The sequence below is a fragment of the Marihabitans asiaticum genome (genome assembly GCF_007828725.1).
Classification (GTDB): Bacteria; Actinomycetota; Actinomycetes; order Actinomycetales; family Dermatophilaceae; genus Marihabitans; species Marihabitans asiaticum.
Genome location: NZ_VIUW01000003.1, coordinates 511557 through 532790, shown reverse-complemented (window position 1 = coordinate 532790; position 21234 = coordinate 511557). Strand labels below are relative to the sequence as shown.

Here is a 21234-nt window from a genome sequence, read left to right as displayed (position 1 = left end):
ACTTGTGGGGACACCCCGACCTCGCCGCAGGGGGGCGAGGTCGGCTTGCACGGGTGTGGACGGCACCGGCCACTGGAGCGGAGGATATCAGGGGGCCGTCTTACCTAGTGACCCTCTGGTCTCTCATCGTGAGACGGCCTGAGTCTCCGCCCTCATCGGCCGCGTCCTTCGTCGACGACGCTCGTCGGCGCCCACACGCCACCCAGATGAGCACCCCGAGCCCCATGACCACGAGGGAGGTCCAGACGTTCAGCCGCTGACCGAGCACCACCTCGGCCTCGTCGGTGCGCATCAGCTCAAGGAAGACCCGGCCCACGGGATAGCCGGCGACGTAGGCGCCGAAGAGCTGGCCCGGGGCGAGGTCCGGCAGGCGCCGCTCGAGCAGGAGGAGCAGGACGGCGAGGACCAGGCAGAACAGGGACTCGTAGAGGAAGACCGGGTGGAAGGTGCCGAGCACCTCGGCCTGCCCGGAGGCGTCGGTGACCGCCCGGCCCGCGCCGGCGTCCCAGCGGTGGATCTCCAACGCCCAGGGGAGGTCGGTGGGGCCCCCGTAGAGCTCGTTGTTGAACCAGTTGCCCCAGCGACCCACCGCTTGCGCAACCGGCAGGGCCGGCGCGATGGCCGTGCCGAGGGTGAGGAACGGCACGTCGTAGCGCCGGCAGGCGATCCACGCGCCGATCGCACCCCCGGCGACCGCGCCCCAGATGCCCAGGCCGCCGTTCCAGATCTTCAGCGCGTCGACGAGCTCGCCCTGCGGGCCGAAGTACGGGTCAGGGGTGGTGATGACGTGGTAGATCCGGGCGCCGATGATCCCCGCCGGCACCGCCCACAGCGCGATGTCCACCACGACGCCGTCCTGCCCGCCGCGGGCGCTGAGGCGGCGCTGGGTGATCCAGACCGCGGCCATGATGCCCGCGAGGATGCACAGCGCGTACGCGTGCAGGGTGATCGGCCCGAGCGAGAGCGCGGCGACCTCGGGGCTGGGCAGGGTGGCCGGCGCGAGCCCGAGGCTCACTGCTGGGCGACCCGGTCCTGCGGCACCTCACCGGAGGTGAGGACCTCCTCGAAGGCGTCGATGTCCGGCTGGCCGTCCTCGGTGGCGAAGGAGCCCCAGTTGACCTTGGTGTCACCGACCGAGAGCGACGGGGTGCCGGTGACGCCGTCCTTGACCGACTGGTCGTCGACACTCTTGACGTAGTCGACGTAGGTCTCGTTCTGCGCGCACTCGGTCCAGGCGTCGAGCTTCTCGCCGGAGAGCCCGGCCTGCTCGGCGAGCTGCTCGAACTGCTCCTGGCTGAACTCGTTCGGCTCCTGCGGCTGGTTGTCGAAGAGCGCCTTGTGGTACTCGGTCCAGACGCCCTGGTCGGCGGCGCAGAGCGCGTTGCTCGCCGCGATCGCGGAGTTGTCCTGGTTGAAGTTGGTGTCGATGACGGTCTTGAGGTGCACCTGCAGGGCGATCTTGCCGTCCTGGGCGAGCTCGGTGATCGACTGCCCGAAGGCGTCCTCGAAGATCTTGCATGCCGGGCAGCGGAAGTCCTCGTAGACGTGGACGGTCGGCGCACCCTCCACGAGCTCGGCATCCGGGTAGGGGTTGAAGGGCTGGCCCATCTCGGTGCTGGCGGGCGCCGAGCCGTCGCCGCCCTTGTCCTGCTGCGCCGACCAGATGACGCCCGCGACGACGAGGATCACGGCGACGATCGCCACGATGCCGCCGACGACGATGGCGTTGGCACCGGTCCCGCCGCTCTTCTTCTTCGCGGCGTCGATCTTTGCCTTGCGGTCGGTACTCATCGGTTCTCCTGGTCAGGGGACATGGAAGGGCGGGCTGGTCGGGTCAGCGACCGAGAAGATACCGGTCGAGGCTGAGCATGCTCTGCGGACGCCAGAGAAGCCAGGCCCCGCACAGCGCGAAGCCGATGTCGCGAACGATCTCGCGCCCGTACTTCGTCTCGTTCTCCGCGACCTGCCCCCCGCCACCGAAGCACCCGCAGTCGATGGTCAGCCCGCGAGCCCACGCCTGGGCGATCCCGACGACGAAGACGACCATGAGCAGCGCCCCGATGGCGGCGCTCACTCGGGTGAAGAGCCCGAGCACGAGCAGAGCGCCGAGGACCACCTCCGCGTACGGGAGGCCGTAGCCGACGTAGCGGGCCAGCTCGAAGGGGAGGACGTCGTAGGCCTGGACGGCGCGTGCGCTCGCCACGGGGTTACCGACCTTGAGCCCTCCGGCGAGGAGCAGCGCTCCCCCAAGAATCAGCCGGGCGAGCAGGCCCACGGCGTCGAGGACACGAGACGATGCCCTCACCGGTCCGCCTCCGCACCCGAGGCGCTGACCCCGGCGCGGACCCCGGCGCGGACCCCGGCGGCGAGCTCGCGGGTCAGGGCGTCGAGCCGCTCCAACCCCTGCTCGACCTCGACGTCCATGAGGCAGGAGACGAGCGCCGACCCCACGATCACGCCGTCGGCGAAGGAGGCGATCTGAGCCGCCTGCTCCCCGGTCGAGACCCCCAGGCCGACGCAGACCGGGGTCGAGGTGTGCTCCCGGGTGCGTCGCACGAGGTCCTCGGCCGTGCCGCCGACCGTGGCCCTCGCCCCGGTGACGCCCATCGTCGACGCGGCATAGACGAAGCCGCGCGTCGCCTCGGTCACGCGGGAGATCCGCTCCGGCGTCGAGCTCGGCGCGACGAGGAAGACTCGGTCCAGGCCGTGCTCGTCGGAGGCTGCGATCCACTCCTGCGCCTCGTCGGGCACGAGGTCGGGGGTGATCAGGCCGGCGCCGCCCGCAGCGGCCAGGTCGGCGGCGTAGGTCGGCACGCCGCGACGCAGCACGAGGTTCCAGTAGCTCATGACGAGCGGGGGGACCCCAGCCGCCCGGACGGCCTCGGTCGCCGCGAAGACGTGGTCCACGCCGACCCCGTTCGCCAGGGCTTCCGCAGCAGCTCGCTGGATGACCGGGCCGTCCATGAGCGGGTCGGAGTAGGGCATCCCCACCTCGACGACGTCGACGCCGGCGGCGCACATCGTCTCCATCGCGCGGATCGAGGTCGCGACGTCGGGGTAGCCGACGGACAGGTACCCGACGAGCGCGGCGCGCCCCTCGCGGCGGCAGGCCGCGAGCACCTCGCCGACGCCCCGGTCGGTCGCGCCGGTCGCGCCGGTCGCGCCGGTCGCGTCGGCCGGTACGGCGGTCATGCCTGGACCCCGTCCGCGACGCTCGCCGCGCCGACATCCTCGGCTCCCCCGGTGACGACCGCCCCGGGGGCCGGGGCGCTGCCCCCTTCGTCCTCGACGAGACCGAACCAACGGGCCGCGGTGTGCATGTCCTTGTCCCCCCGGCCGGAGAGGTTGACCAGGACGAGCCCGTCCGGGCCGAGCTCACGCCCGATCTCGAGGGCCCCGGCGAGGGCGTGGGCCGACTCCAGGGCGGGGATGATGCCCTCGGTGCGGCAGAGCAGGCGGAAGGCCTCCATCGCCTCCTCGTCGGTGGCATACCGGTACTGCGCCCGCCCGGTGTCGCGCAGGTGCGCGTGCTCCGGCCCGACGCTGGGGTAGTCCAGGCCCGCCGAGACCGAGTGGGTCTCGAGGGTCTGGCCCTCCCCGTCCTGCATGAGGTAGCTCATCGCGCCGTGCAGGACGCCGGGCTCGGCGGAGGCGAAGCGGGCCGCGTGGCGACCACCCTCGATGCCCTCTCCCCCGGCTTCGACGCCGACGAGGCGCACCGCGGCGTCGTCGACGAAGCGGTGGAAGATCCCCATCGCGTTGGACCCGCCGCCGACGCACGCGACGACGGCGTCGGGGAGGCGGCCGGTGAGGTCGAGGACCTGCTGGCGGGCCTCCTCGCCGATGATCGCGTGGAAGTCGCGCACCATCTCCGGGAACGGGTGCGGACCCGTGACCGTGCCGAGCACGTAGTGCGTGCGCTCGACGTTGGTCACCCAGTCGCGCAGGGCCTCGTTGATCGCGTCCTTGAGGGTGGCGCTGCCGTGCTCGACGGCGACGACCTCGGCACCGAGGATGCGCATGCGGGCGACGTTGAGCGCCTGCCGCTCGGTGTCCACCTTGCCCATGTAGACGGTGCACTCCAGGCCCATGAGCGCGGCGGCCGTCGCGGTCGCGACCCCGTGCTGCCCGGCGCCGGTCTCGGCGATGACCCGGCGCTTGCCCATCCGCTGGGTCAGGAGGCACTGAGCGAGGACGTTGTTGATCTTGTGCGAGCCGGTGTGGTTGAGGTCCTCGCGCTTGAGGATGACCCGCGCCCCGCCGGCGTGGGCGGCGAAGCGCGGCACCTCGGTGATGATGCTCGGCCGACCGGTGTAGGTCCGGTGCAGCCGCTCGAGCTCGTCGGTGAACTCGGGGTCGAGCATCGCCTTCTGCCGGGCCTCGTCGAGCTCTTCCAGAGCGGGGATGAGCGCTTCCGGGACGTACCTGCCGCCGAAGGCCCCGAACCGGCCCGGCCGCGGCGCGGCGCTCATCGACCGGCTCGCATGCTCGCGACCGCCGCTGCCGGGTCTCCCCCGGTGACCAGCGCCTCGCCGACGAGGACCGCGTCGGCGCCGGCGCGGGCGAAGTCCGTCGCCGCCTCCGGCCCACGGATGCCGGACTCGGCCACCGTGACGCAGTGCTCCGGGATGTGCGGTGCCACCCGCGCGAAGGTCCCGAGGTCCACCTCGAGCGTCTTCAGGTCGCGGTTGTTGACCCCGATCACCTCGGCGCCCGCGGCGACGGCACGCTCGGTCTCGGCCTCGTCGTGGACCTCGACGAGCGCGGTCATCCCGAGCTGCCCGGTGAGCGCGAGCAGCTCGCCGAGCCGGGCGTCGTCCAGCGCGGCGACGATGAGCAGGACGAGGTCGGCGCCGTAGGCCCGCGCCTCCCACACCTGGTAGGGGGTGACGAGGAAGTCCTTGCGCAGGATCGGCACGTCGACGACGGACCGGACGGCCTGCAGGTCGGCCAGGGAGCCGCCGAAGCGGCGCTCCTCGGTGAGCACGGAGATCGCCGCGGCCCCGCCGGCGGCGTACTGGGCGGCGAGGGCGGCCGGGTCCGGGATGTCGGCGAGCGGGCCGCGGCTGGGGCTGGAGCGCTTCACCTCGGCGATGACGGACAGGCCGGGCGCGGTGAGCCGCGGCATGACGTCGAGGGCTGCGGGAGCCGCCTCGGCGCGACGCTGGATGTCAGCGAGTGAGGTGCTCTGCTGCCGGCTCGCGAGGTCCTCGCGCACGCCGTCGATGATGTCGGTGAGGACGGTCGGCATGGCCCCAGGCTAGCCGTCGGTCGGGTCGTCCCCGTCGCTCACCCGGTCCCAGGCGGAGCGCGCCGGTCCGGTCGGACGGTTCGGTGCCGTCTGCGCGCGGGACCCACCCGGATCCTCACCGAGGGCGGACCAGCGTCGTCCGCCGGTCAGCACACCGGCAGCGGCCAGGACGAAGGGGGCGGCAGCCGCGGCGCCGAGGACCGGCCAGGGGGTGGCCGAGGCGTCGACCACCCGCTCCGGTCCGTCCGCGTGGGAGGCGGACAGGATGGCGAAGGGGGCGAGCCCGGCCCGCAGCGCCAGGCCGACGAGGGCGAGGGAGAGCAGGACCAGCGCGACGGCCGAGACGAGCCGGCCGGCTCGCCCGCTCGTCACGGCGGCGACCCCGGCGGCCAGGCCGACGAGGGCGAGCCCGACCAGACCCGGTGCGGCTTCGGCCCCGGTTGCCGCAGCGGGGACCTCGCCGGTCACGGCGGTCACCGTCCCCGTCACCCAGGTGCTCCGCGAGGCGACGAGCGCGATGATCGCGCCGGCGACGCACAGCAGCAGCACGACCGGCTTGCGGGCGAGGGCCGAGCGCCGGCTCACCCGCCAACCGTCCGCATCGCGGACGCCGTCGCCACGGCCCGCAGCGTGGCCGCGGCCTTGTTGACGCACTCCTCGTGCTCGAGGTGCGGGACGGAGTCGGCGACGATGCCCGCTCCGGCCTGCACGTGGGCCTGCCCGTCGACGATCACCGCGGTACGGATGGCGATCGCCATGTCCATGTCTCCGTGGAAGTCGAGGTAGCCCACCACCCCGCCGTACACGCCCCGGCGGCTGCGCTCGTAGTGCTCGATCAGCTCCAGGGCCCGCGGCTTGGGCGCCCCGGACAGGGTGCCCGCGGGGAAGGTCGCGGTGAGCACGTCGTAGGCGCTGGCCTCCTCGCGCATCGTCCCGACGACGGTGGACTCCAGGTGCATGACGTGGCTGTAGCGGCGCACGGTCATCAGCTCGAGGCAGTCGACGGTCCCCGGCTCGCACACCCGCTGCAGGTCGTTGCGGGAGAGGTCGACGAGCATGAGGTGCTCGGCGCGCTCCTTAGCGTCGGCGAGCAGCTCCTCGGAGAGCCGCACGTCGTCGTCGGCGACCTTGCCCCGCGGCCTCGTCCCCGCGATGGGGTGGGTCAGCGCCTCCCGGCCGGTGACGGTGACCAGCGCCTCGGGTGAGCCACCCACGACGTCGTAGGTCGAGCCGTCGGGCCGCGGCAGCCGGAAGTAGTACATGTACGGGCTGGGGTTCGCGGCGCGCAGCGCGCGGTAGACGTCGAGCGGGTCGGCGGTGCACGAGACGGAGAAGCGCTGGGAGAGGACGACCTGGAAGACCTCCCCGGAGCGGATGTCCTCCTTCGCCTCCTCGACGATCTCCTCGTACCGCGCGGCGGTGACATCGCTGCTCACCCCGGCCAGCAGCCGCGCGGCGGCGTCGGCGTCGACGGTGGCGACCGACGACGGCGAAGGGAGGGCGAGCGCCTGGGTCATCGCGTCCAGCCGCCGCACGGCGTCGGCGTACGCCTCGTCGGCCCGCTCGGGCGAGTTGTCGTAGTTGATCGCGTTGGCGACGAGGAGGAGCGAGCCGTCGAGGTGGTCGAGCACGGCGACGTCCGTCGCGAGGACCATCCCGAGCTCGGGCAGCCCGAGGGTGTCCGGGAGGTCCGCGGGGACCCGCTCCCAGCGGCGGACCGCGTCGTAGCTCACGGCGCCGACCATCCCTGAGGTCAGCGGGGGCAGCCCCTCGACGGGCTCGGTGGCCAGCACCTCGAGGGTCGCCCGGAGCACCTCCGTCGGCGCCCCCTCGGTCGGGACCCCGACAGGTGGCTCGCCGATCCAGACCGCGCGACCGTCCTTCTCGGTGAGGGTGGCCCGGCTCGCGGCCCCGATGATCGACCAGCGCGACCACACCCCCTGCTCGGCCGACTCGAGGAGGAAGGTGCCCGGCTCCCCCTTCGCCAGCTTGCGGTAGACCGAGACGGGGGTCTCGCCGTCGGCCATGAGCCGGCGCACGACGGGGATGACCCGGCGGTCCCGGGCGAGCACGGCGAAGGCGTCGGCGTCCGGCCAGGTGCCGCCGTAGCCGAGCTCGGGCACGCCGGTCACGAGCCGTCCCCCGCGAGCGCGCCGAGGTCGTCGGCGAAGCAGGTGCGCGACCCGGTGTGGCACGCGGCGCCTACCTGATCGACCCGGACGAGCAGGGCGTCACCGTCGCAGTCGAGGGCGACCGACCGGACGTGCTGGACATGCCCGGAGGTGTCTCCCTTGCGCCAGTACTCGCCGCGGCTGCGCGACCAGTAGGTGACTCGTCCGGTCGTCAGGGTGCGGTGCAGCGCCTCGTCGTCCATCCAGCCGAGCATGAGCACCTCCCCGGTGTCGTGCTGCTGGACGACCGCCGCGACGAGGCCGTGCTCGTCTCGCTTCAGGCGGGCAGCCAGGGAGCGCTCGAGGGGCGAAGGGGTGGGGTCTGGCACCGGCACATCGTCGCAGAGGGAGCTGTCGGCTCGCGTCGGGGCCCGCGACCGCCGCGCAGGCGGCTAGCGCGCGTTCTGGGCCGTCCACGAGGCGTGCAGGCCCGCCTAGGTCCCGCCGGCGCGGACCAGATCGCGGTGATGGCCCTGCTCGACGATGCGGCCCTGCTCGACGACGACGACCTCGTCTGCGGCCTCGGCGGTGGAGAGTCGGTGCGCGATGGTCAGCGAGGTCCGCCCCGCCATGAGGCGCTCCAGGGCGACCTGGATGCGCACGTCGGTGCGCGGGTCGACCGCCGAGGTCGCCTCGTCGAGCACGAGGAGATCGGGGTCGCTGAGGTAGGCACGAATGACGGCCACGAGCTGTCGCTCACCGGCCGAGAGGGACGACCCTGCGGGCCCGACCGGGGTGGCGAGCCCTGCGGGCAACGAGTCCACCCACCCGGTGAGCCCGAGGTCCTCGATCGCGGCGAGGATGCTCGCCCCGGTCGCCTCGGGCGCACCGACAGCGGCGTTGACCGCGAGGTCGGCGTCGAAGAGGAATCCCTCCTGCGGGACGAACGCCACCCGGTCGCGAAGGGTGGCGAAGCGCACCTCGCGGATGTCGACGCCGTCGAGGCAGACCGTGCCTGCGCTCGGGTCGACGAGGCGGGTGACGAGCTTGGCCAGGGTGGACTTGCCCGAGCCGGTCTCGCCGACGATCGCGACCCGGGCCCGGGCCGGGACGTGCCAGGTGATCCCGTGGAGCACCGGCTCGCCCCCGGGGTAGGCGAAGTCGACGTCGTGCAGGTCGAGGGTGACCGGCCCGCGCGGCAGGTCCACCCCGGAGTCACCGGGGTCGGCCACATCGGCCGGCGTGTCCACGAGATCGAGCACGCGGCGCCACCCGGCCACGGCGTTCTGCAGCTCGTTGAGCACCTCGGTCGCGATCTGTACCGGCTGGGTGAAGAGGGTGACGAGGAAGATGAAGGCGAGCAGCTGGCCGAGGGTGATCCGCCCCCCGGCAGCCATCCAGGTCCCCACCGCGAGCACGGTCGCCAGGGTCAGACCGGTGAAGAGCTGGCCGGTGCTGAACGCGAGGGTGCTGCGGACGTGGGCTCGTACCCCCGCGCGACGGTGCTCCTCGACCGCATGGTCGATCCGCGCGGCGGTGCGGCCCTGGACGTGATGGGCGCGGATGGTCTCGGCCCCACCGATGGCCTCCGAGATCGCCGCGAGCATGTCCGCGACCCGCTCCCGCACCGCGAGGTAGGCCCGTCCCAGCATGGGCTGGAGCCGGCTCACCGCCATCGTCAGCGGCACGAAGGTGGCGAGGACGACGAGCAGCAGCATCGGGCTGTAGAAGGCCATGAGCAGCGCCGAGACGACGATCTGCCCCAGGCTCACGACGAGGGTGATGCCGCCGAACTGGGCGAACTGGCTGATGGTGTCCACGTCGGAGGTGACCCGGGCGACCATGCTGCCGCGGCGCTGAGAGGTCTGGGTGAGCACCGAGAGGTCGTGCATGTGTCGGAAGGCGGTGGTCCTCAAGGTGGCCAGGCCGGCCTCGGACGCCCGGAAGAGCCGGATGTTCACCAGCCGCGCCGCCCATGCGGTGACGACGACGGCGGTGGCGCACCCGACGAGGGTGAGGGCCACCGCGCCGGCGTCGACACCTCCAGCCTCACCGAGCCCGCGGTCGACGGTCTGCTGGACCGCCACCGGCACCACGACCCGGCCGAGGGTCATCAGCGCCGCCAGCGCGACGGTGACAGCGAGACCCTGGGTGAGCTCGGGCGAGAGCGCCAAGCCGCGGCGGACGGTCTCGCGCACCGAGCTGGTCGACGTGCTCAGGTCCGGGGCGGACGGGGTGGTCGAGTGACTCATCGCGCCGCGCCGTCCAGCCGATCGTCGGAGGTGTCGGCGTCCCGTCGGGCGTAGGCGGTGACCAGCTCGGCGTAGGTGGGGTCGCGCTCGAGCAGCTCGAGGTGCGTCCCACGGTCGACCACCCTGCCCTGGTCGAGATGAACCACCTCGTCGGCGAGAGCGATGGTGGAGAGACGGTAGGCGATGAGGACGACGGTCCCGCCGCCGCGAGCAGCCAGGCCCGCCAGGATCTCCAGCTCGACGGAGGGGTCGACCGCCGAGGTGGCGTCGTCGAGGACCAGCAGGCGGGGCCGGCGCACGAGGGCCCGTGCCAGCGCGATCCGCTGCCGCTGCCCCCCGGAGAGCGACGTTCCACGCTCCCCGACCCGCGTGTCCCACCCCTGGGGCAGCGCGGCGACGAAGCCGTCCGCTCGCGCGGTCTGCAGCGCCGAGCGCACCTCGGCGTCGGAGTAGGCCTCCCCGAGGGTGATGTTGGCGCGCACCGAGTCGTCGAAGAGGAAGGTGCTCTGCGGCACGAGCACCGCCGATCTGCTCACCTCCCCGGGCGCGAGGTCGCCGACGTCGATGCCGTCGAGCTGCACCGAGCCCTCCTCCGGTCGGAGCAGCCGGACGAGGAGCGCGGCGAGGGTGGACTTGCCGGCGCCGGTCGCCCCGACGACGGCCAGGGTGCGACCCGGCTCGACCTTGAGGTCGACGCCGTCCAGCGCTCTGGGCCGGTCCGCGGAGGGAGGGTGATCGACGGTGTCCGCCGCGGCGCGCTCGGCCAGGTCGGCATGGCTGCCCGGCAGGTAGCGGTAGGAGACCCCGGCCAGCTCGACCGCGAGCGGGCCGGTGCCGCGGAGCTGCTGCGAGCCGCCCTCGGGTGGGACCTCGGCCTGCAGGACCGCGCTGACCCGCTCCCACGACGCAAGGGTGCGCGGTAGCTCGCCGAGCACCCACCCGAACGCCCGCACGGGGAAGGCGAGGAGCGCGAAGAGGTAGGCGACCTGGACGACCTCGGCCGCCGTCATCGATCCCGACGAGGCGCGCCAGGTGCCGACGGCCAGAACGACGAGGGTGCCCACCTGGGGGATCGCCTCGACCAGCGGGTCGAAGGTCGCTCGTGCCCGCCCCACGGCGACGTTGGCGCGCCGCAGGCGGTCCGTGGCCTCGGCGAACCGCTCGGTCTCGCGCTGCTCGGCGCCCACGGCCTTGACGAGGAGCGCCGCCTCGAGCGACTCGTGAGCCACCTCGCTCACCTCCGCGCGCATCGCCTGCGCGCGGGTCGCCAAGGGTGTCATCGCTCGCTGGTACACGGCGTTGACGACCATGAGCAGTGGGAAGACCACCAGCCCCACCAGCGCCATGACCGGGTCGACGAGGGTCATCTCGAGAAGGCCGACGAGGAGCATCACCAGGACCCCGAGCGCCATCGGCAGCGGCATGAAGACCATCCAGGTGGCCTCGACGTCGGCGTTCGCGTTGGACAGCAGCTGGCCCGACGGATGGCGGTGGTGCCAGGACAGCGGGAGGCGCAGGTACTGGCGGGTGACGAGACGGCGGTCGTGCGCCGCGGCGGCGAACATCGTCATGGCACCGCCGATGCGGCGGAGCAGGACCCCGATCGTCGTGCCGAGGACGACGAGGACGACGGCCACGACGATGACGCCGATATCGCGCCCGCTCACCTGCCCGGACGAGACGGCAGGGGTGATCTGCTCCTCGGTCACCCAGCCGACGACCCGGGCCATCGCCACGGTCATCACCCCGAAGACGGCCGAGCCGACGACGGCCACGGCGAAGGTACGTGGGGAGATGCGCACGCCCCGCCAGATCACCCGCGCGGCGCGCCGCGCGACCGAGGCTCCCGCACCGGGCGGCGTCAGGTCGGGTCCGACGGTCGGCACAGCGATACCCTGCCAGGTCAGAGCGACACCTCGTGCATCGCCGACCCCGACCAGACCTGGGAGACCTCATGCGACTCGCCCGCGCCGAACGCCACGCCCTCTGCGACACCCTCCTCGCTGCCGGACCGACCGCTCCCACGCTCAGCGGGAGTTGGACCACCGCCGACCTGGCTGCCCACCTCGTGCTGCGCGAGAGCCACCGGCTCGACCTCGCCGCGGGCATCGTCGCCCCGCCGCTCGCGCAGCGCACCGACCAGGCAACTCGCCGGCTCGCCGAGGACACCCCCTTCGAGTCCCTCGTCGAGAAGGTGCGCTCGGGTCCACCGGCGTGGCACCCGACCCGGCTCCGGGCCCTGGACGAGGCCGCGAACCTCGTCGAGATGTTCGTCCACCACGAGGACGTGCGGCGCGCCCGCGGCGTGGTCAACCCGCGCCAGCTCGACCAGGACATGACCGACGGGCTGTCCGCCCGGCTGGTCGCGATGGCCCCCCTCATGCTGCGCGGCGTGAAGGACATCGACGTCGAGCTGGTCACCGCACGGACCCGCAAGCGGGTGAGCCGCGGACGGGGGCCGGTGGTCGAGATCCACGGGCACCCCGGCGAGCAGATCCTCTTCCTCTACGGCCGCAAGGGCGTGGCTCAGGTGGAGTTCCTCGGAGACGACGCCTCCGTGGCGTCGCTGTCCTCGGCCAGCCTCGGCGTCTGAGCCGCGGCCCGGCCCCGACGGACCGGGTGCCCGGCGCGCTCGAGAGCGTCCTTGACCTCCCCGATGCCGACCTCGCCGAAGTGGAAGATGCTCGCGGCCAGCACGGCGTCGGCCCCGGCCTGAACCGCCGGCGCGAAGTGGGCGGGCGAGCCGGCCCCTCCGCTGGCGATCACCGGCACCTGGACCTCCCCGCGCACCGCGCGGATCAGCTCGACGTCGAACCCCGCCTTGGTCCCGTCGGCATCCATCGAGTTCAGCAGGATCTCGCCGGCTCCCAGGTCGGCCGCCCGGGCGCACCACTGCACCGCGTCGATGCCGGTCCCGCGGCGTCCCCCGTGGGTGGTGACCTCGAAGCCTCCGGTCACCGCCCCGGTGTCGTCCCGGCGCCGCCGGACGTCCGCCGAGAGCACGAGGACCTGGGCGCCGAACCGGTCGGCGACCTCGGCGATGAGCTCCGGGCGCGCGATCGCCGCGGTGTTCACCCCCACCTTGTCCGCGCCGACCCGCAGCAGCCGGTCGACGTCCTCGACCGTGCGGACCCCGCCCCCGACGGTGAGCGGGATGAAGACCTCCTCGGCGGTCCTGCGGACGACGTCGTAGGTGGTGGACCGGTCCGAGCTGCTCGCGGTCACGTCGAGGAAGGTCAGCTCGTCGGCTCCGTCCTCCCCGTAGCGCCGAGCCAGCTCCACGGGGTCGCCGGCGTCGCGCAGGTCGGCGAAGTTGACCCCCTTGACCACCCGCCCGTCGTCGACGTCCAGGCAGGGGATCACACGTACAGCCACAGACACGAGCGGCAGCCTAGTCCCGGGATACCCTCGGACGTCGTGAGGCATCAGCCGCCGGACCCCGCCGCGTCGCCCGCGCTCCGGGTCGCCGACCTCGTGCGTGAGGCTCCCCCGGTGGGCGCTGCCCGGGTCGTCGGCATCGACGGGCGCAGCGGCGCCGGCAAGACCGACCTCGCCGACGAGGTCCACGCCGCCACCGGGTGGCCGGTGGTCCACGCCGAGGGCGTCTACCCCGGCTGGGACGGACTCGCGAAGGCTCCCGCGCTGCTCGCCGAGCACCTGCTCCGACCGTTGTCCCACGGCCAGGACGCCGAGCTGCCGACCTGGGACTGGCGGGCGGGACACCCCGGGCCGGTGCGGTTCGTCCCCTTCGCCCCTGTCGTCGTCCTCGAGGGGTGCGCCGCGACGGCGGAGCCGGCCCGCGAGCTCCTGTGCGTCACCGTCTGGCTCAGCGCGCCGGAGGCTGTCCGGCGCCGGCGCGCGCTGGACCGGGACGGCGAGACCTTCGCACCTCACTGGGAGAGGTGGGCCAGGCAGGAGCGGTCGGTGCTGAGGGGCCTGGAGGGGCAAGCCGACCTCGTGCTGGCGACATGAGCATCCGGGCCGAGGTGAGGGCGCTGCGCCCGCGCGCGACGGTCCGCGCTCGCTTCCAGCGGGTCCTCGACCGCTCCAGCCGGATCCTCCTGGCATCGATCGGCGCTGCGGCCGCGTGGTGGCTCGCCCGGTACGGCCTGGACCACCCCGCCCCCTTCTTCGCGCCGGTCACGGTCGTCGTCACCCTCGGCCTGACCTACGGTCAGCGGCTGCGCCGGATCGCCGAGCTCGTCGTCGGCGTCGCGGTCGGGGTGCTCGTCGGTGATCTCTTCGTGCTCACCTTCGGCACCGGCGTCTGGCAGATCTCGGTCGCCGCCTCGATCGCGATGTTCATCGCGACCTTCCTCGGCGCCGGTCCCCTGCTGACCGTCCAGGCCGGGGTGCAGGCGATCATCATCACCACCCTCGTGGCCGACGCCGATGCCGCCCTCTCGCGATGGCTCGACGCGGTGGTCGGCGGCGTCATCGCGCTGCTTCTCGCGACCCTCGTGCCTTCCTCACCCTTGCACCGACCGCGACGGGAGGTCTCCGAGCTGGTCGACGAGGTGGCCGAGATCCTGCGCGACTGCGTGCACGCCGTGCGCGAGCGCGACGAGGTGGCCGCCGAGCGCGCGCTGCACCGCGCGCGGTCCACCGAGACCGCGGTCACCCAGCTGCGCGAGGACGCGAAGGCGGCGCTCGAGGTCGCGGCGATCTCTCCTTTCCACCTGCGTCGCAGGCCGGACCTGCGGACCGTGTCGGCGACGGTCACCCCGCTCGACCGGTGCATCCGCAACCTGCGGGTCCTCGCCCGCCGCAGCGGCGTCGCCGTCCGCTCCGACGAGCCGGTCCCGGGCGCCTACCTCGACTTCCTCACCCATCTCGCCGACGCCGCCACGGCGCTGAGCGAGGACCTCGGGCAACGCGGGTCCGGCGAGTCGCTCCGGGCGCCCCTGGCGGCCGTCGCCGCCGAGGGCGCGGCCCGCGCGGAGGACGCCTCGCTCTCCGCCGAGCTGATGCGTGCCCAGATGCGCTCGATGTGCCTCGACCTGCTGATGGTCACCGGGCTGGGCTACCAGCAGGCGCGCGAGCTGATCATCGCCGCCGATGCCGCGCCACGAGATCGCTGAGCCGCTGGGCCTCCGCGACCGAGCCCGGGCCGTCGGCCCGCTGGATGGCCATCACCGCCACGTCGTCGCCGTCCTCGAGGTCGAGCCGGACCCACGGCATGCCCTCGGCGAAGCGGACCCCCTCGATCTGCTGCCACGGGATGGTCTGCGCGGGCCCGAGGTTGCGCACGAAGAGACCGTCCTCGTGCGCGGCGGCGCGGATCGTGACGTACCGGCTCAGGACGAGCGCGACGGCGACCCCGAGGCCGACGAAGGCGACGCGGTCCGCCAGCTGGAAGCGCTCGGGCACGACGAAGGCGACGACGGTGAAGACGACGACCGAGGCCACGGCGAGGACCGCGGGCACGACCCGGCCGCGCCGCGGGACGAAGGGGGCGTCGCCGGCCATCAGATCCGGCACGCCGTGATCTCGGTGACGAGGATGGCGCGTGCGCCGAGCTCGTAGAGCTGGTCCATGATCGCGTTGGTCCGCGTACGCGGCACCATCGCCCGCACCGCGAACCAGGTCTCGTCGTGCAACGGCGAGAGCGTGGGCGACTCCAGGCCGGGAGTGAGCTCGGCGGCCCGCTCCACGAGCTCAGCCGGGCAGTCGTAGTCGAGCATCACGTAGTGCCTGGCGGTGACCACTCCCGTGAGCCGGCGGCGCAGGACCTCGACCGCGCCCCCTTCGTCTCTGCCCGGACGCCGGATAAGCACGGCCTCGCTGCGCAGGATGGGCTCACCGAAGACCTCCAGCCCCTGGTTGCGCAGGGTGGTCCCGGTCTCCACGACGTCAGCGATGGCGTCGGCCACCCCGAGCGTGATCGCGGTCTCGACCGCGCCGTCGAGGCGGACCACCTCGGCGTCGATCCCGGCCTGCGCGAGGCAGGACCGCACCAGACCCGGGTACGAGGTGGCCACCCGCCTGCCGTCGAGGTCGCCGGCGGTCTGCGCCGTCCCGGGCCGACCGGCGAAGCGGAAGGTCGACCGGGCGAAGCCGAGCGCCAGGGCCTCCACGGCGGGGCTGGCCGAGTCGAGCAGGAGGTCGCGGCCGGTGATACCCGCGTCCACCTGCCCCTTGCCGACGTAGACGGCGACGTCGCGTGGCCTGAGGTAGAAGAACTCGACGCCGTTGTCGGGGTCGGCGACGACGAGCTCCTTGCTGTCGCGTCGCACCCGGTAGCCCGCCTCTCGCAGCATGGCGACGGCGGGCTCGGAGAGCGAGCCCTTGTTCGGGACGGCGATGCGCATCGCGGTGCAGTACTCCTCTTCTCAGAGCTTGGCGTAGACGTCGTCGAGGGTCAGGCCGCCGTCGATCATCAGCACCTGGAGGTGGTAGAGCAGCTGGCTGATCTCCTCGGCGAGGCGCTCCTGCCCCTCGTGCTCGGCGGCCATCCACACCTCGGCGGCCTCCTCGATCACCTTCTTGCCGATCGCATGGGTGCCGGCGTCGAGGGCGGCGACGGTGCCCGACCCCTCGGGGCGGCTCGCCGCCTTGTCCGACAGCTCGGCAAACAGGTCCTCGAAGGTCTTCACGGCGAAGATTCTAGGTCGCCGCTCCCGCGGCCCTCTCCTCCGGCTGCCTGTCGGGACGCTCGGTGCGCGAGGCCCGCAGCCAGACGGTGAAGCCGTACACCACGAAGACGGCGTAGACGGCGTAGAGGACGGCCGTCGGCACGTAGCCGCTGTGCCACAGCAGCGGCACCCCGACGAGGTCGACGGCGATCCACGCCAGCCAGAACTCGTTCCACCCCTTCGCCATCGCGAAGGTCGCGACGAAGGAGCCGACGAAGATCCACGCGTCCGCCCAGTAGTACCACCGCGGGGCCGGCCACCCGGCCCCGAGCTGGGCGAAGACCCACTGCCCGACGATGACGCCGGCGACCCACCCGGCGACGAGCAGGAGGCGCTGGTTCATCGTCTGCCAGCGGGGGGTGATGGCGTGCCGCTCGTGCTGGTTGACCCGCTTGACCTGGCTCCAGCGCCACCAGCCGTAGAGGCTGGTCACGATGAAGAAGATCTGCCGGCCGGACTGGCCGAAGAGCGGGGCCTTGTCGGCGCCGTCGTCGAGCCCGATCGTGATGCCGACGTAGACGAAGAAGAGGATGGCGTTGCCGACGATCCCGATGGGCCAGGCCCAGACCTTGCGGAGCATCCCGCCGATCGCCGAGCCGAGACCGAAGGTGACGCCGACGAGCTCCATCACCGAGAGCCGGTAACCCGCGACGTCGAAGCCCGCCGAGTAGAACCACTCGAGGAGAGACATGGTTGATCCTTCTCTGCCGCACCCCTCTCGTCCGGACTATGACCGTCGGCCCTGGGGTCTCACCAGAGTTCACCGTCTGCATTGGGCAGCCGGGTCGCGGGCTCTCTACCGCCGGTTCGGGATCTCACCGAGTCACGAGGTGCGTGCGCGGCTCATTGTGGCGAAGGGTGGTCGCCGGCCGAAATCGGGTGGCCGTGGGCTCGGCCACCCGATTGGATGGCGGGATGGATGCCGCACCCTCCGAGGACGCCTTCCGGGCCCTCGCTCGCAGCTCACCGTGGCGCTGGAGCAGCGTGCGGTTGACGTGGCACGACCCGCTCGGCGACGACGTCGGTGACGCCCAGGCGTGGATCCGTGACCGCAGCCTGCTCCGGGTCGAGTACGCCGGGGAGGTCCAGGTGGGCCGTCACGAGCCCGCCGTGGCGATGCGCTACGCCCTCGACGGTGACCGGACCGGCGGTGAGCCGGTGCACCTGCCCCGGCTCCGGGAGATCGACCCGGTCCTGGGCGAGGACGGACTGGTCCTGCTCCGCCCGGACCGGGACGACGTCGAGGACGCGGACCCCTTCTGGCAGACCTACCTGTGGCTCGCGCTGCTCGATCCGGTCGAGGTCGCCGACGGTGACTCCTCCCGAGACCCGGTCACCGGGGAGGAGCGCCCGCTCGCCGAGGGTGAGCAGGTGCCCGGCACGCGCATCACCGAGCTGCGAGCAGCGCAGCGACGGGGCCGGGAGACGTGGTGGGCCCGGGTCACGCCGACCTGGGCCTACGCCCCGCGCTGCGGCTGCTGCCCGCTGCTCTGGGGCGAGGTCTCTGAGTGGTTCGAGGGCGAGGCGGGCGGCCCGGTCGCCGATCGTCGGGACTACCCGGAGAGCTACGAGGTCGCCCTGGACGTGCAGACCGGCATCTGTGTGCAGGCCAGACCGGTCGGGTCTGCGCCCGCCTTCGCCGGGCACGACGTCACCATCCACGAGGTCGACGTCGCCTACCCCGACGAGCTCTTCACCCGCTCCGGCCGGCTGCGGCGCCTGCTCAGTGGGCGTGGCCGCTGACCTGGGCGCGCAGGTCCTCGATCGCCTCGGCTGCCGACTCCGCTCCGTAGACGGCCGACCCGGCGACGAAGACGTCGGCGCCGGCCTCGGCGCACCGCTCGATGGTCTCCCCGGAGACTCCCCCGTCGACCTGGATCCAGATCTCTCCCCCGCGCCTGCGGACCGCCTCGCGCACCTCGCGCACCTTGGGCATCTGGTCGGCCATGAAGGCCTGCCCGCCGAAGCCGGGCTCGACGGTCATCACGAGGACCATGTCGAGCTCGGGCAGGAGCTCTTCGTAGGGCGCGAAGGGGGTACCCGGCTTCAGCGCCATGCTCGCCCGGGCCCCCTGGGCCCGGATGTCCCGGGCGAGGGTCACCGGGTCCGCCGCGGCCTCGATGTGGAAGGTCACGCTGCCCGCTCCGGCCTCGGCGTACGGAGGGGCCCAGCGGTCTGGGTCCTCGATCATCAGGTGGCAATCGATCGGGACCGGGCTGACCTTCAGCAGGCTCTCCACGACCGGCAGCCCGAGCGTGAGGTTGGGCACGAAGTGGTTGTCCATGACGTCGACGTGCGCCCAGTCGGCGGTCGCGATCGCCTCGAGCTCGTGCTGGAGGTTGGCGAAGTCGGCGGCCAGGATGCTCGGTGAGATCTGCACGGGCGGTGCCCTCCCTGCGGTCGGTGGTCGGTCAGCGGGTCTTGCGGATCAGGGCGAGGAACATGCCGTCGGTGCCGTGCAGGTGCGGCCAGAGCTGGGCCATCGGCCCGTCGCCGGTGCCCTCGAGGTCGCCGACGCAGACCTGCTGCAGCGTCTCGGGGGCGTCCAGCAGCTCGGCGTCGCCCCGCCGGCGCAGCACGTCCTCGACGACGAAGCGGGTCTCGGACAGGTGCGGGCTGCACGTGGCGTAGGCGAGGACCCCGCCCGGGGCGAGAGCGTCCAGCCCGGAGGTCAGCAGGTCGCGCTGCAGCGGCCCCAGGGTGGTGAGGTCGTCCGGGCTGCGGCGCCACCGGGCCTCCGGCCGCCGGCGCAACGCCCCGAGACCGGTGCACGGTGCGTCGACGAGCACGCGGTGGTACCGAGCCGGCTCCTCCGCGCCGACCTCGCGGCCGTCCCCGACGCGTACCTCCAGCTCGCGCCCCGCCTCCCGGGCGGCGGCAAGGGCTGGGCGCAGCGTCTGGCGGACCAGCTCGGCGCGGTGCTCGCTCACCTCGTTGGCGACGAGCGCGGCGCCTCGCTCGGCGGCGAGCGAGGCGAGCAGCCCCGCCTTGCCGCCGGGTCCGGCGCACAGGTCGAGCCAGCGCTCTGCCCCGTCGACCCCCTCGACGGGAACCTGCGCGAGCGCCAGCGGCAGCAGCTGGCTGCCTTCGTCCTGCACCGCCGCCCGGCCCTCGCGGACCGCGGCGAGCGAGCCCGGGTCGCCGCCGGCGATGACGACGGCGAAGGGAGAGTGCTCACCCGCGCTGGTCGTCAGCCCGACGGCGCCCAGCAGCTCCTCGGCGGTGGACAGGCCGGGGCGTGCGACGAGGGTGACCGGCGCGGGGACGTTGTGGGCGGTGAGCAGCTCGCCGAGGCGCTCGTCGATCGTCTCCTTCGTCGCGGCGCCGTGACCGACGAGCGCCTGGCGCAGCGCCTTGACCACCCACTCGGGGTGAGAGGTCGAGACCGCCAGACGGGCGGCGGCCGGCTGGTCAGGGACGACCTCCTCGCGCCACTGCTCCAGGGTGCGCTCGGACATCCTCCGCATCACCGCGTTGACCAGGCCGGCGGCTCCGGCGCCCGCGACCTGCCGGGCCAGCGCGACCGACTGGTCGGCGGCCGCGTGCTCGGGTACGCGCATCCCGAAGAGCTGGTGCGCCCCGAGGCGAAGCACGTCCAGGGCGGAGGGGTCGAGGCGGCGGACCGGCCGGTCGGCCGCCACGGCGATGATCTCGTCGTAGAGCCCCTGCATCCGCAGGGTGCCGTAGGTCAGCTCGGTGGCGAACCCGGCGTCGCGCCCGGAGAGGCGACGGCGGCGGATCTCCTGGGGCAGCTCGAGGTTGGCGTAGGCACCGTCGGCGACCGCACGCAGCACCGTGTAGGCCGCGAGGCGGGACGGGTCGCCCTGCCGTCCGCGCTGCGCGGGCGCGGTGCGCGACCGCTGCGGGGGCCCACCACGCCGCCCACCTCGTCGACCGTCGGTGGGCCGCCCACCTCGCCGATCGTCGGCGGGCCGCCCACCGCGGCCCCCGTCGGTGGGCCGGTCGCCTCGTCGGTCCGCGCTCATGAGACCTCATCCTCTCCCAGCCGCTCACCGGGCTCGATGCGCACCCCGCGCGCCCAGTCGGCGGCGTCCATCGCCTTCTTGCCGACCGGGGTGACCTGCCCGAGGCGGACCGGCTGGTCGGCGGTGCCGACGAGCACCTCGCGCTTGCCGGGGTGGATCTCGCCGGGGCGCAGGCTCACGCCGGTGTCGGCACCGGTGTCGGCGCAGGTGACCGGTCCGATTCGCAGCCGGTGCCCGCGGAAGGTGGTCCAGGCGCCCGGAGCGGGGGTGCAGCCGCGCACCAGCCGGTCGATCGCGCTCCTGCGCCGGGTCCAGTCGATGCGCGCATCGGCGGGCTGCAGCTTGGGCGCGGTGGAGACCCCGTCGACCGCCTGGGGACGCGCCTCCAGCCGGCTGGCGGCGAGCCCGTCCATCGTGGCGACGAGCAGCTCGGCGCCGCCCTCGGCGAGGCGCTCCAGCAGCTCACCCGAGGTGTCGCGGTCGCGGATCGTCTCGGTCATCGACCCGAGGACCGGGCCGGTGTCCAGGCCCTGCTCGATGACGAAGGTGCTGGCACCGGTCACCTCGTCGCCGGCGATGATCGCGCGCTGAACCGGCGCTGCCCCCCGCCAGGCCGGGAGCAGCGAGAAGTGCAGGTTGACCCACCCGTGCTCGGGGATAGCCAGTACCTCGGCCGGGAGGATCTCGCCGTAGGCGACCACCGGGCAGCAGTCGAGGTCGAGCGCAGCGAGACGCTCGGCGAAGCCGTCGTCGCGCGGTCGATCGGTGATGACCTCGATCCCGAGCTCCTCGGCCACCCGCCGCACCGGGGTCGGTTCGCGGCGTCGACCCCGCCCGACCGGGGCGTCGGGACGGGTGAGCACGGCGACCACCTCGTGCGCGGACGCGGCGAGCGCGCGAAGGGAGGGGACAGCGGCCTGCGGGCTGCCGGCGAAGAGGAGACGCACGACAGGGCAGTCTAGGTGCGCCGCGGGCGGTTGCGACCGGACCCCTGGCGGG

The 21234-nt window shown here is 73.3% G+C and carries 23 protein-coding genes and 1 riboswitch; of the genes, 4 read left to right on the top strand and 19 right to left on the bottom strand.

Annotated elements, in window-relative coordinates:
- Nucleotides 1–100: 100 nt before the first annotated feature.
- From lgt to FB557_RS10600, 11 genes are all read right to left on the bottom strand, one after another.
- On the bottom strand, nt 101–1015 hold the full coding sequence (gene lgt, locus FB557_RS10650) for a prolipoprotein diacylglyceryl transferase (protein WP_144857568.1): 915 nt from the start codon (nt 1013–1015) through the stop codon (nt 101–103).
- Nucleotides 1012–1791 carry a DsbA family protein gene (locus FB557_RS10645; protein WP_144857567.1) on the bottom strand — a complete coding sequence of 260 codons (780 nt, stop codon included), beginning with the start codon at nt 1789–1791 and terminating at the stop codon, nt 1012–1014. The genes lgt and FB557_RS10645 overlap by 4 nt, the downstream gene beginning before the upstream one ends.
- Nucleotides 1792–1834: 43 nt before the next feature.
- Nucleotides 1835–2305: a MauE/DoxX family redox-associated membrane protein gene (locus FB557_RS10640; protein WP_144857566.1), complete on the bottom strand. Its 471-nt coding sequence runs from the start codon at nt 2303–2305 to the stop codon at nt 1835–1837.
- Nucleotides 2302–3192 carry a tryptophan synthase subunit alpha gene (gene trpA / locus FB557_RS10635; RefSeq protein WP_144857565.1) on the bottom strand — a complete coding sequence of 297 codons (891 nt, stop codon included), beginning with the start codon at nt 3190–3192 and terminating at the stop codon, nt 2302–2304. The genes FB557_RS10640 and trpA overlap by 4 nt, the downstream gene beginning before the upstream one ends.
- Nucleotides 3189–4472: a tryptophan synthase subunit beta gene (gene trpB, locus FB557_RS10630; RefSeq protein ID WP_144857564.1), complete on the bottom strand. Its 1284-nt coding sequence runs from the start codon at nt 4470–4472 to the stop codon at nt 3189–3191. The genes trpA and trpB overlap by 4 nt, the downstream gene beginning before the upstream one ends.
- Nucleotides 4469–5251, bottom strand: a complete 783-nt coding sequence (gene trpC / locus FB557_RS10625) for an indole-3-glycerol phosphate synthase TrpC (protein WP_144857563.1) — start codon at nt 5249–5251, stop codon at nt 4469–4471. The genes trpB and trpC overlap by 4 nt, the downstream gene beginning before the upstream one ends.
- A gap of 9 nt (nt 5252–5260) precedes the next feature.
- A complete protein-coding gene (locus tag FB557_RS10620; protein ID WP_170236265.1) occupies nt 5261–5836 on the bottom strand; it encodes a Trp biosynthesis-associated membrane protein in 576 nt (191 codons plus the stop codon).
- Nucleotides 5833–7383 (bottom strand): anthranilate synthase component I, encoded by a 1551-nt coding sequence (locus FB557_RS10615; RefSeq protein WP_144857561.1) that lies wholly within the window; start codon nt 7381–7383, stop codon nt 5833–5835. The genes FB557_RS10620 and FB557_RS10615 overlap by 4 nt, the downstream gene beginning before the upstream one ends.
- Nucleotides 7380–7751, bottom strand: a complete 372-nt coding sequence (hisI, locus tag FB557_RS10610; protein WP_144857560.1) for a phosphoribosyl-AMP cyclohydrolase — start codon at nt 7749–7751, stop codon at nt 7380–7382. The genes FB557_RS10615 and hisI overlap by 4 nt, the downstream gene beginning before the upstream one ends.
- A gap of 105 nt (nt 7752–7856) precedes the next feature.
- Nucleotides 7857–9614, bottom strand: coding sequence for an ABC transporter ATP-binding protein (locus FB557_RS10605; protein WP_144857559.1), 1758 nt, complete (start codon nt 9612–9614; stop codon nt 7857–7859).
- Nucleotides 9611–11500 (bottom strand): ABC transporter ATP-binding protein, encoded by a 1890-nt coding sequence (locus FB557_RS10600; RefSeq protein ID WP_246074704.1) that lies wholly within the window; start codon nt 11498–11500, stop codon nt 9611–9613. Before FB557_RS10600 ends, FB557_RS10605 begins: the two co-directional genes overlap by 4 nt.
- 68 nt (nt 11501–11568) lie before the next feature.
- Here FB557_RS10600 and FB557_RS10595 point away from each other — a divergent pair, with 68 nt between their 5' ends.
- Nucleotides 11569–12207 (top strand): TIGR03085 family metal-binding protein, encoded by a 639-nt coding sequence (locus tag FB557_RS10595; protein ID WP_144857558.1) that lies wholly within the window; start codon nt 11569–11571, stop codon nt 12205–12207.
- Here the strand turns inward: FB557_RS10595 and hisF are convergent.
- The gene (hisF, locus tag FB557_RS10590) at nt 12141–12995 is read right to left on the bottom strand and encodes an imidazole glycerol phosphate synthase subunit HisF (RefSeq protein WP_144857557.1); all 855 of its coding nucleotides are present in this window, start codon (nt 12993–12995) and stop codon (nt 12141–12143) included. The two genes, FB557_RS10595 and hisF, sit on opposite strands and share 67 nt — an antisense overlap.
- Nucleotides 12996–13031: 36 nt before the next feature.
- On the opposite strand from hisF, the gene FB557_RS10585 reads away from it, so the two are divergent.
- Both FB557_RS10585 and FB557_RS10580 read left to right on the top strand, forming a co-directional pair.
- Nucleotides 13032–13586: a nucleoside/nucleotide kinase family protein gene (locus FB557_RS10585; RefSeq protein WP_144857556.1), complete on the top strand. Its 555-nt coding sequence runs from the start codon at nt 13032–13034 to the stop codon at nt 13584–13586.
- Complete coding sequence (locus tag FB557_RS10580; protein ID WP_144857555.1) at nt 13583–14695, top strand: FUSC family protein; 1113 nt, start codon at nt 13583–13585, stop codon at nt 14693–14695. The genes FB557_RS10585 and FB557_RS10580 overlap by 4 nt, the downstream gene beginning before the upstream one ends.
- Here FB557_RS10580 and FB557_RS10575 read toward each other — a convergent pair.
- From FB557_RS10575 to FB557_RS10560, 4 genes are read right to left on the bottom strand one after another with little or no spacing between them, the layout of a single operon-like run.
- Nucleotides 14661–15095, bottom strand: a complete 435-nt coding sequence (locus FB557_RS10575) for a PH domain-containing protein (protein WP_246074702.1) — start codon at nt 15093–15095, stop codon at nt 14661–14663. The genes FB557_RS10580 and FB557_RS10575 overlap by 35 nt on opposite strands.
- Complete coding sequence (hisG, locus tag FB557_RS10570) at nt 15083–15925, bottom strand: ATP phosphoribosyltransferase (RefSeq protein WP_144857554.1); 843 nt, start codon at nt 15923–15925, stop codon at nt 15083–15085. The genes FB557_RS10575 and hisG overlap by 13 nt, the downstream gene beginning before the upstream one ends.
- A gap of 21 nt (nt 15926–15946) precedes the next feature.
- Nucleotides 15947–16210, bottom strand: coding sequence for a phosphoribosyl-ATP diphosphatase (locus FB557_RS10565; RefSeq protein WP_144857553.1), 264 nt, complete (start codon nt 16208–16210; stop codon nt 15947–15949).
- Nucleotides 16211–16220: 10 nt separating this feature from the next.
- On the bottom strand, nt 16221–16940 hold the full coding sequence (locus FB557_RS10560) for a nicotinamide mononucleotide transporter family protein (protein WP_144857552.1): 720 nt from the start codon (nt 16938–16940) through the stop codon (nt 16221–16223).
- Nucleotides 16941–16955: 15 nt separating this feature from the next.
- A riboswitch (FMN riboswitch) is annotated at nt 16956–17086 on the bottom strand.
- A gap of 78 nt (nt 17087–17164) precedes the next feature.
- On the opposite strand from FB557_RS10560, the gene FB557_RS10555 reads away from it, so the two are divergent.
- Nucleotides 17165–17992 (top strand): hypothetical protein, encoded by an 828-nt coding sequence (locus tag FB557_RS10555; RefSeq protein ID WP_144857551.1) that lies wholly within the window; start codon nt 17165–17167, stop codon nt 17990–17992.
- Here FB557_RS10555 and rpe read toward each other — a convergent pair.
- Genes rpe through fmt form a run of 3 tightly spaced genes read right to left on the bottom strand, consistent with a single transcriptional unit; the run spans nt 17973 to nt 21182 of the window.
- Nucleotides 17973–18629, bottom strand: a complete 657-nt coding sequence (gene rpe / locus FB557_RS10550; protein ID WP_144857550.1) for a ribulose-phosphate 3-epimerase — start codon at nt 18627–18629, stop codon at nt 17973–17975. The genes FB557_RS10555 and rpe overlap by 20 nt on opposite strands.
- 31 nt (nt 18630–18660) lie before the next feature.
- A complete protein-coding gene (locus FB557_RS10545; protein ID WP_144857549.1) occupies nt 18661–20235 on the bottom strand; it encodes an RsmB/NOP family class I SAM-dependent RNA methyltransferase in 1575 nt (524 codons plus the stop codon).
- Nucleotides 20232–21182: a methionyl-tRNA formyltransferase gene (gene fmt, locus FB557_RS10540; RefSeq protein ID WP_144857548.1), complete on the bottom strand. Its 951-nt coding sequence runs from the start codon at nt 21180–21182 to the stop codon at nt 20232–20234. The genes FB557_RS10545 and fmt overlap by 4 nt, the downstream gene beginning before the upstream one ends.
- Between the last annotated feature and the right edge of the window lie 52 nt (nt 21183–21234).

Coding starts and splice junctions, on each gene's coding strand:
- FB557_RS10645 (WP_144857567.1), bottom strand. CDS start 1,791: ATGAGTACCGACCGCAAGGCAAAGATCGACGCCGCGAAGAAGAAGAGC.
- trpA (WP_144857565.1), bottom strand. CDS start 3,192: ATGACCGCCGTACCGGCCGACGCGACCGGCGCGACCGGCGCGACCGGC.
- trpB (WP_144857564.1), bottom strand. CDS start 4,472: ATGAGCGCCGCGCCGCGGCCGGGCCGGTTCGGGGCCTTCGGCGGCAGG.
- trpC (WP_144857563.1), bottom strand. CDS start 5,251: ATGCCGACCGTCCTCACCGACATCATCGACGGCGTGCGCGAGGACCTC.
- FB557_RS10605 (WP_144857559.1), bottom strand. CDS start 9,614: ATGAGTCACTCGACCACCCCGTCCGCCCCGGACCTGAGCACGTCGACC.
- FB557_RS10595 (WP_144857558.1), top strand. CDS start 11,569: ATGCGACTCGCCCGCGCCGAACGCCACGCCCTCTGCGACACCCTCCTC.
- FB557_RS10580 (WP_144857555.1), top strand. CDS start 13,583: ATGAGCATCCGGGCCGAGGTGAGGGCGCTGCGCCCGCGCGCGACGGTC.
- hisG (WP_144857554.1), bottom strand. CDS start 15,925: ATGCGCATCGCCGTCCCGAACAAGGGCTCGCTCTCCGAGCCCGCCGTC.
- FB557_RS10560 (WP_144857552.1), bottom strand. CDS start 16,940: ATGTCTCTCCTCGAGTGGTTCTACTCGGCGGGCTTCGACGTCGCGGGT.
- FB557_RS10555 (WP_144857551.1), top strand. CDS start 17,165: ATGGATGCCGCACCCTCCGAGGACGCCTTCCGGGCCCTCGCTCGCAGC.
- FB557_RS10545 (WP_144857549.1), bottom strand. CDS start 20,235: ATGAGCGCGGACCGACGAGGCGACCGGCCCACCGACGGGGGCCGCGGT.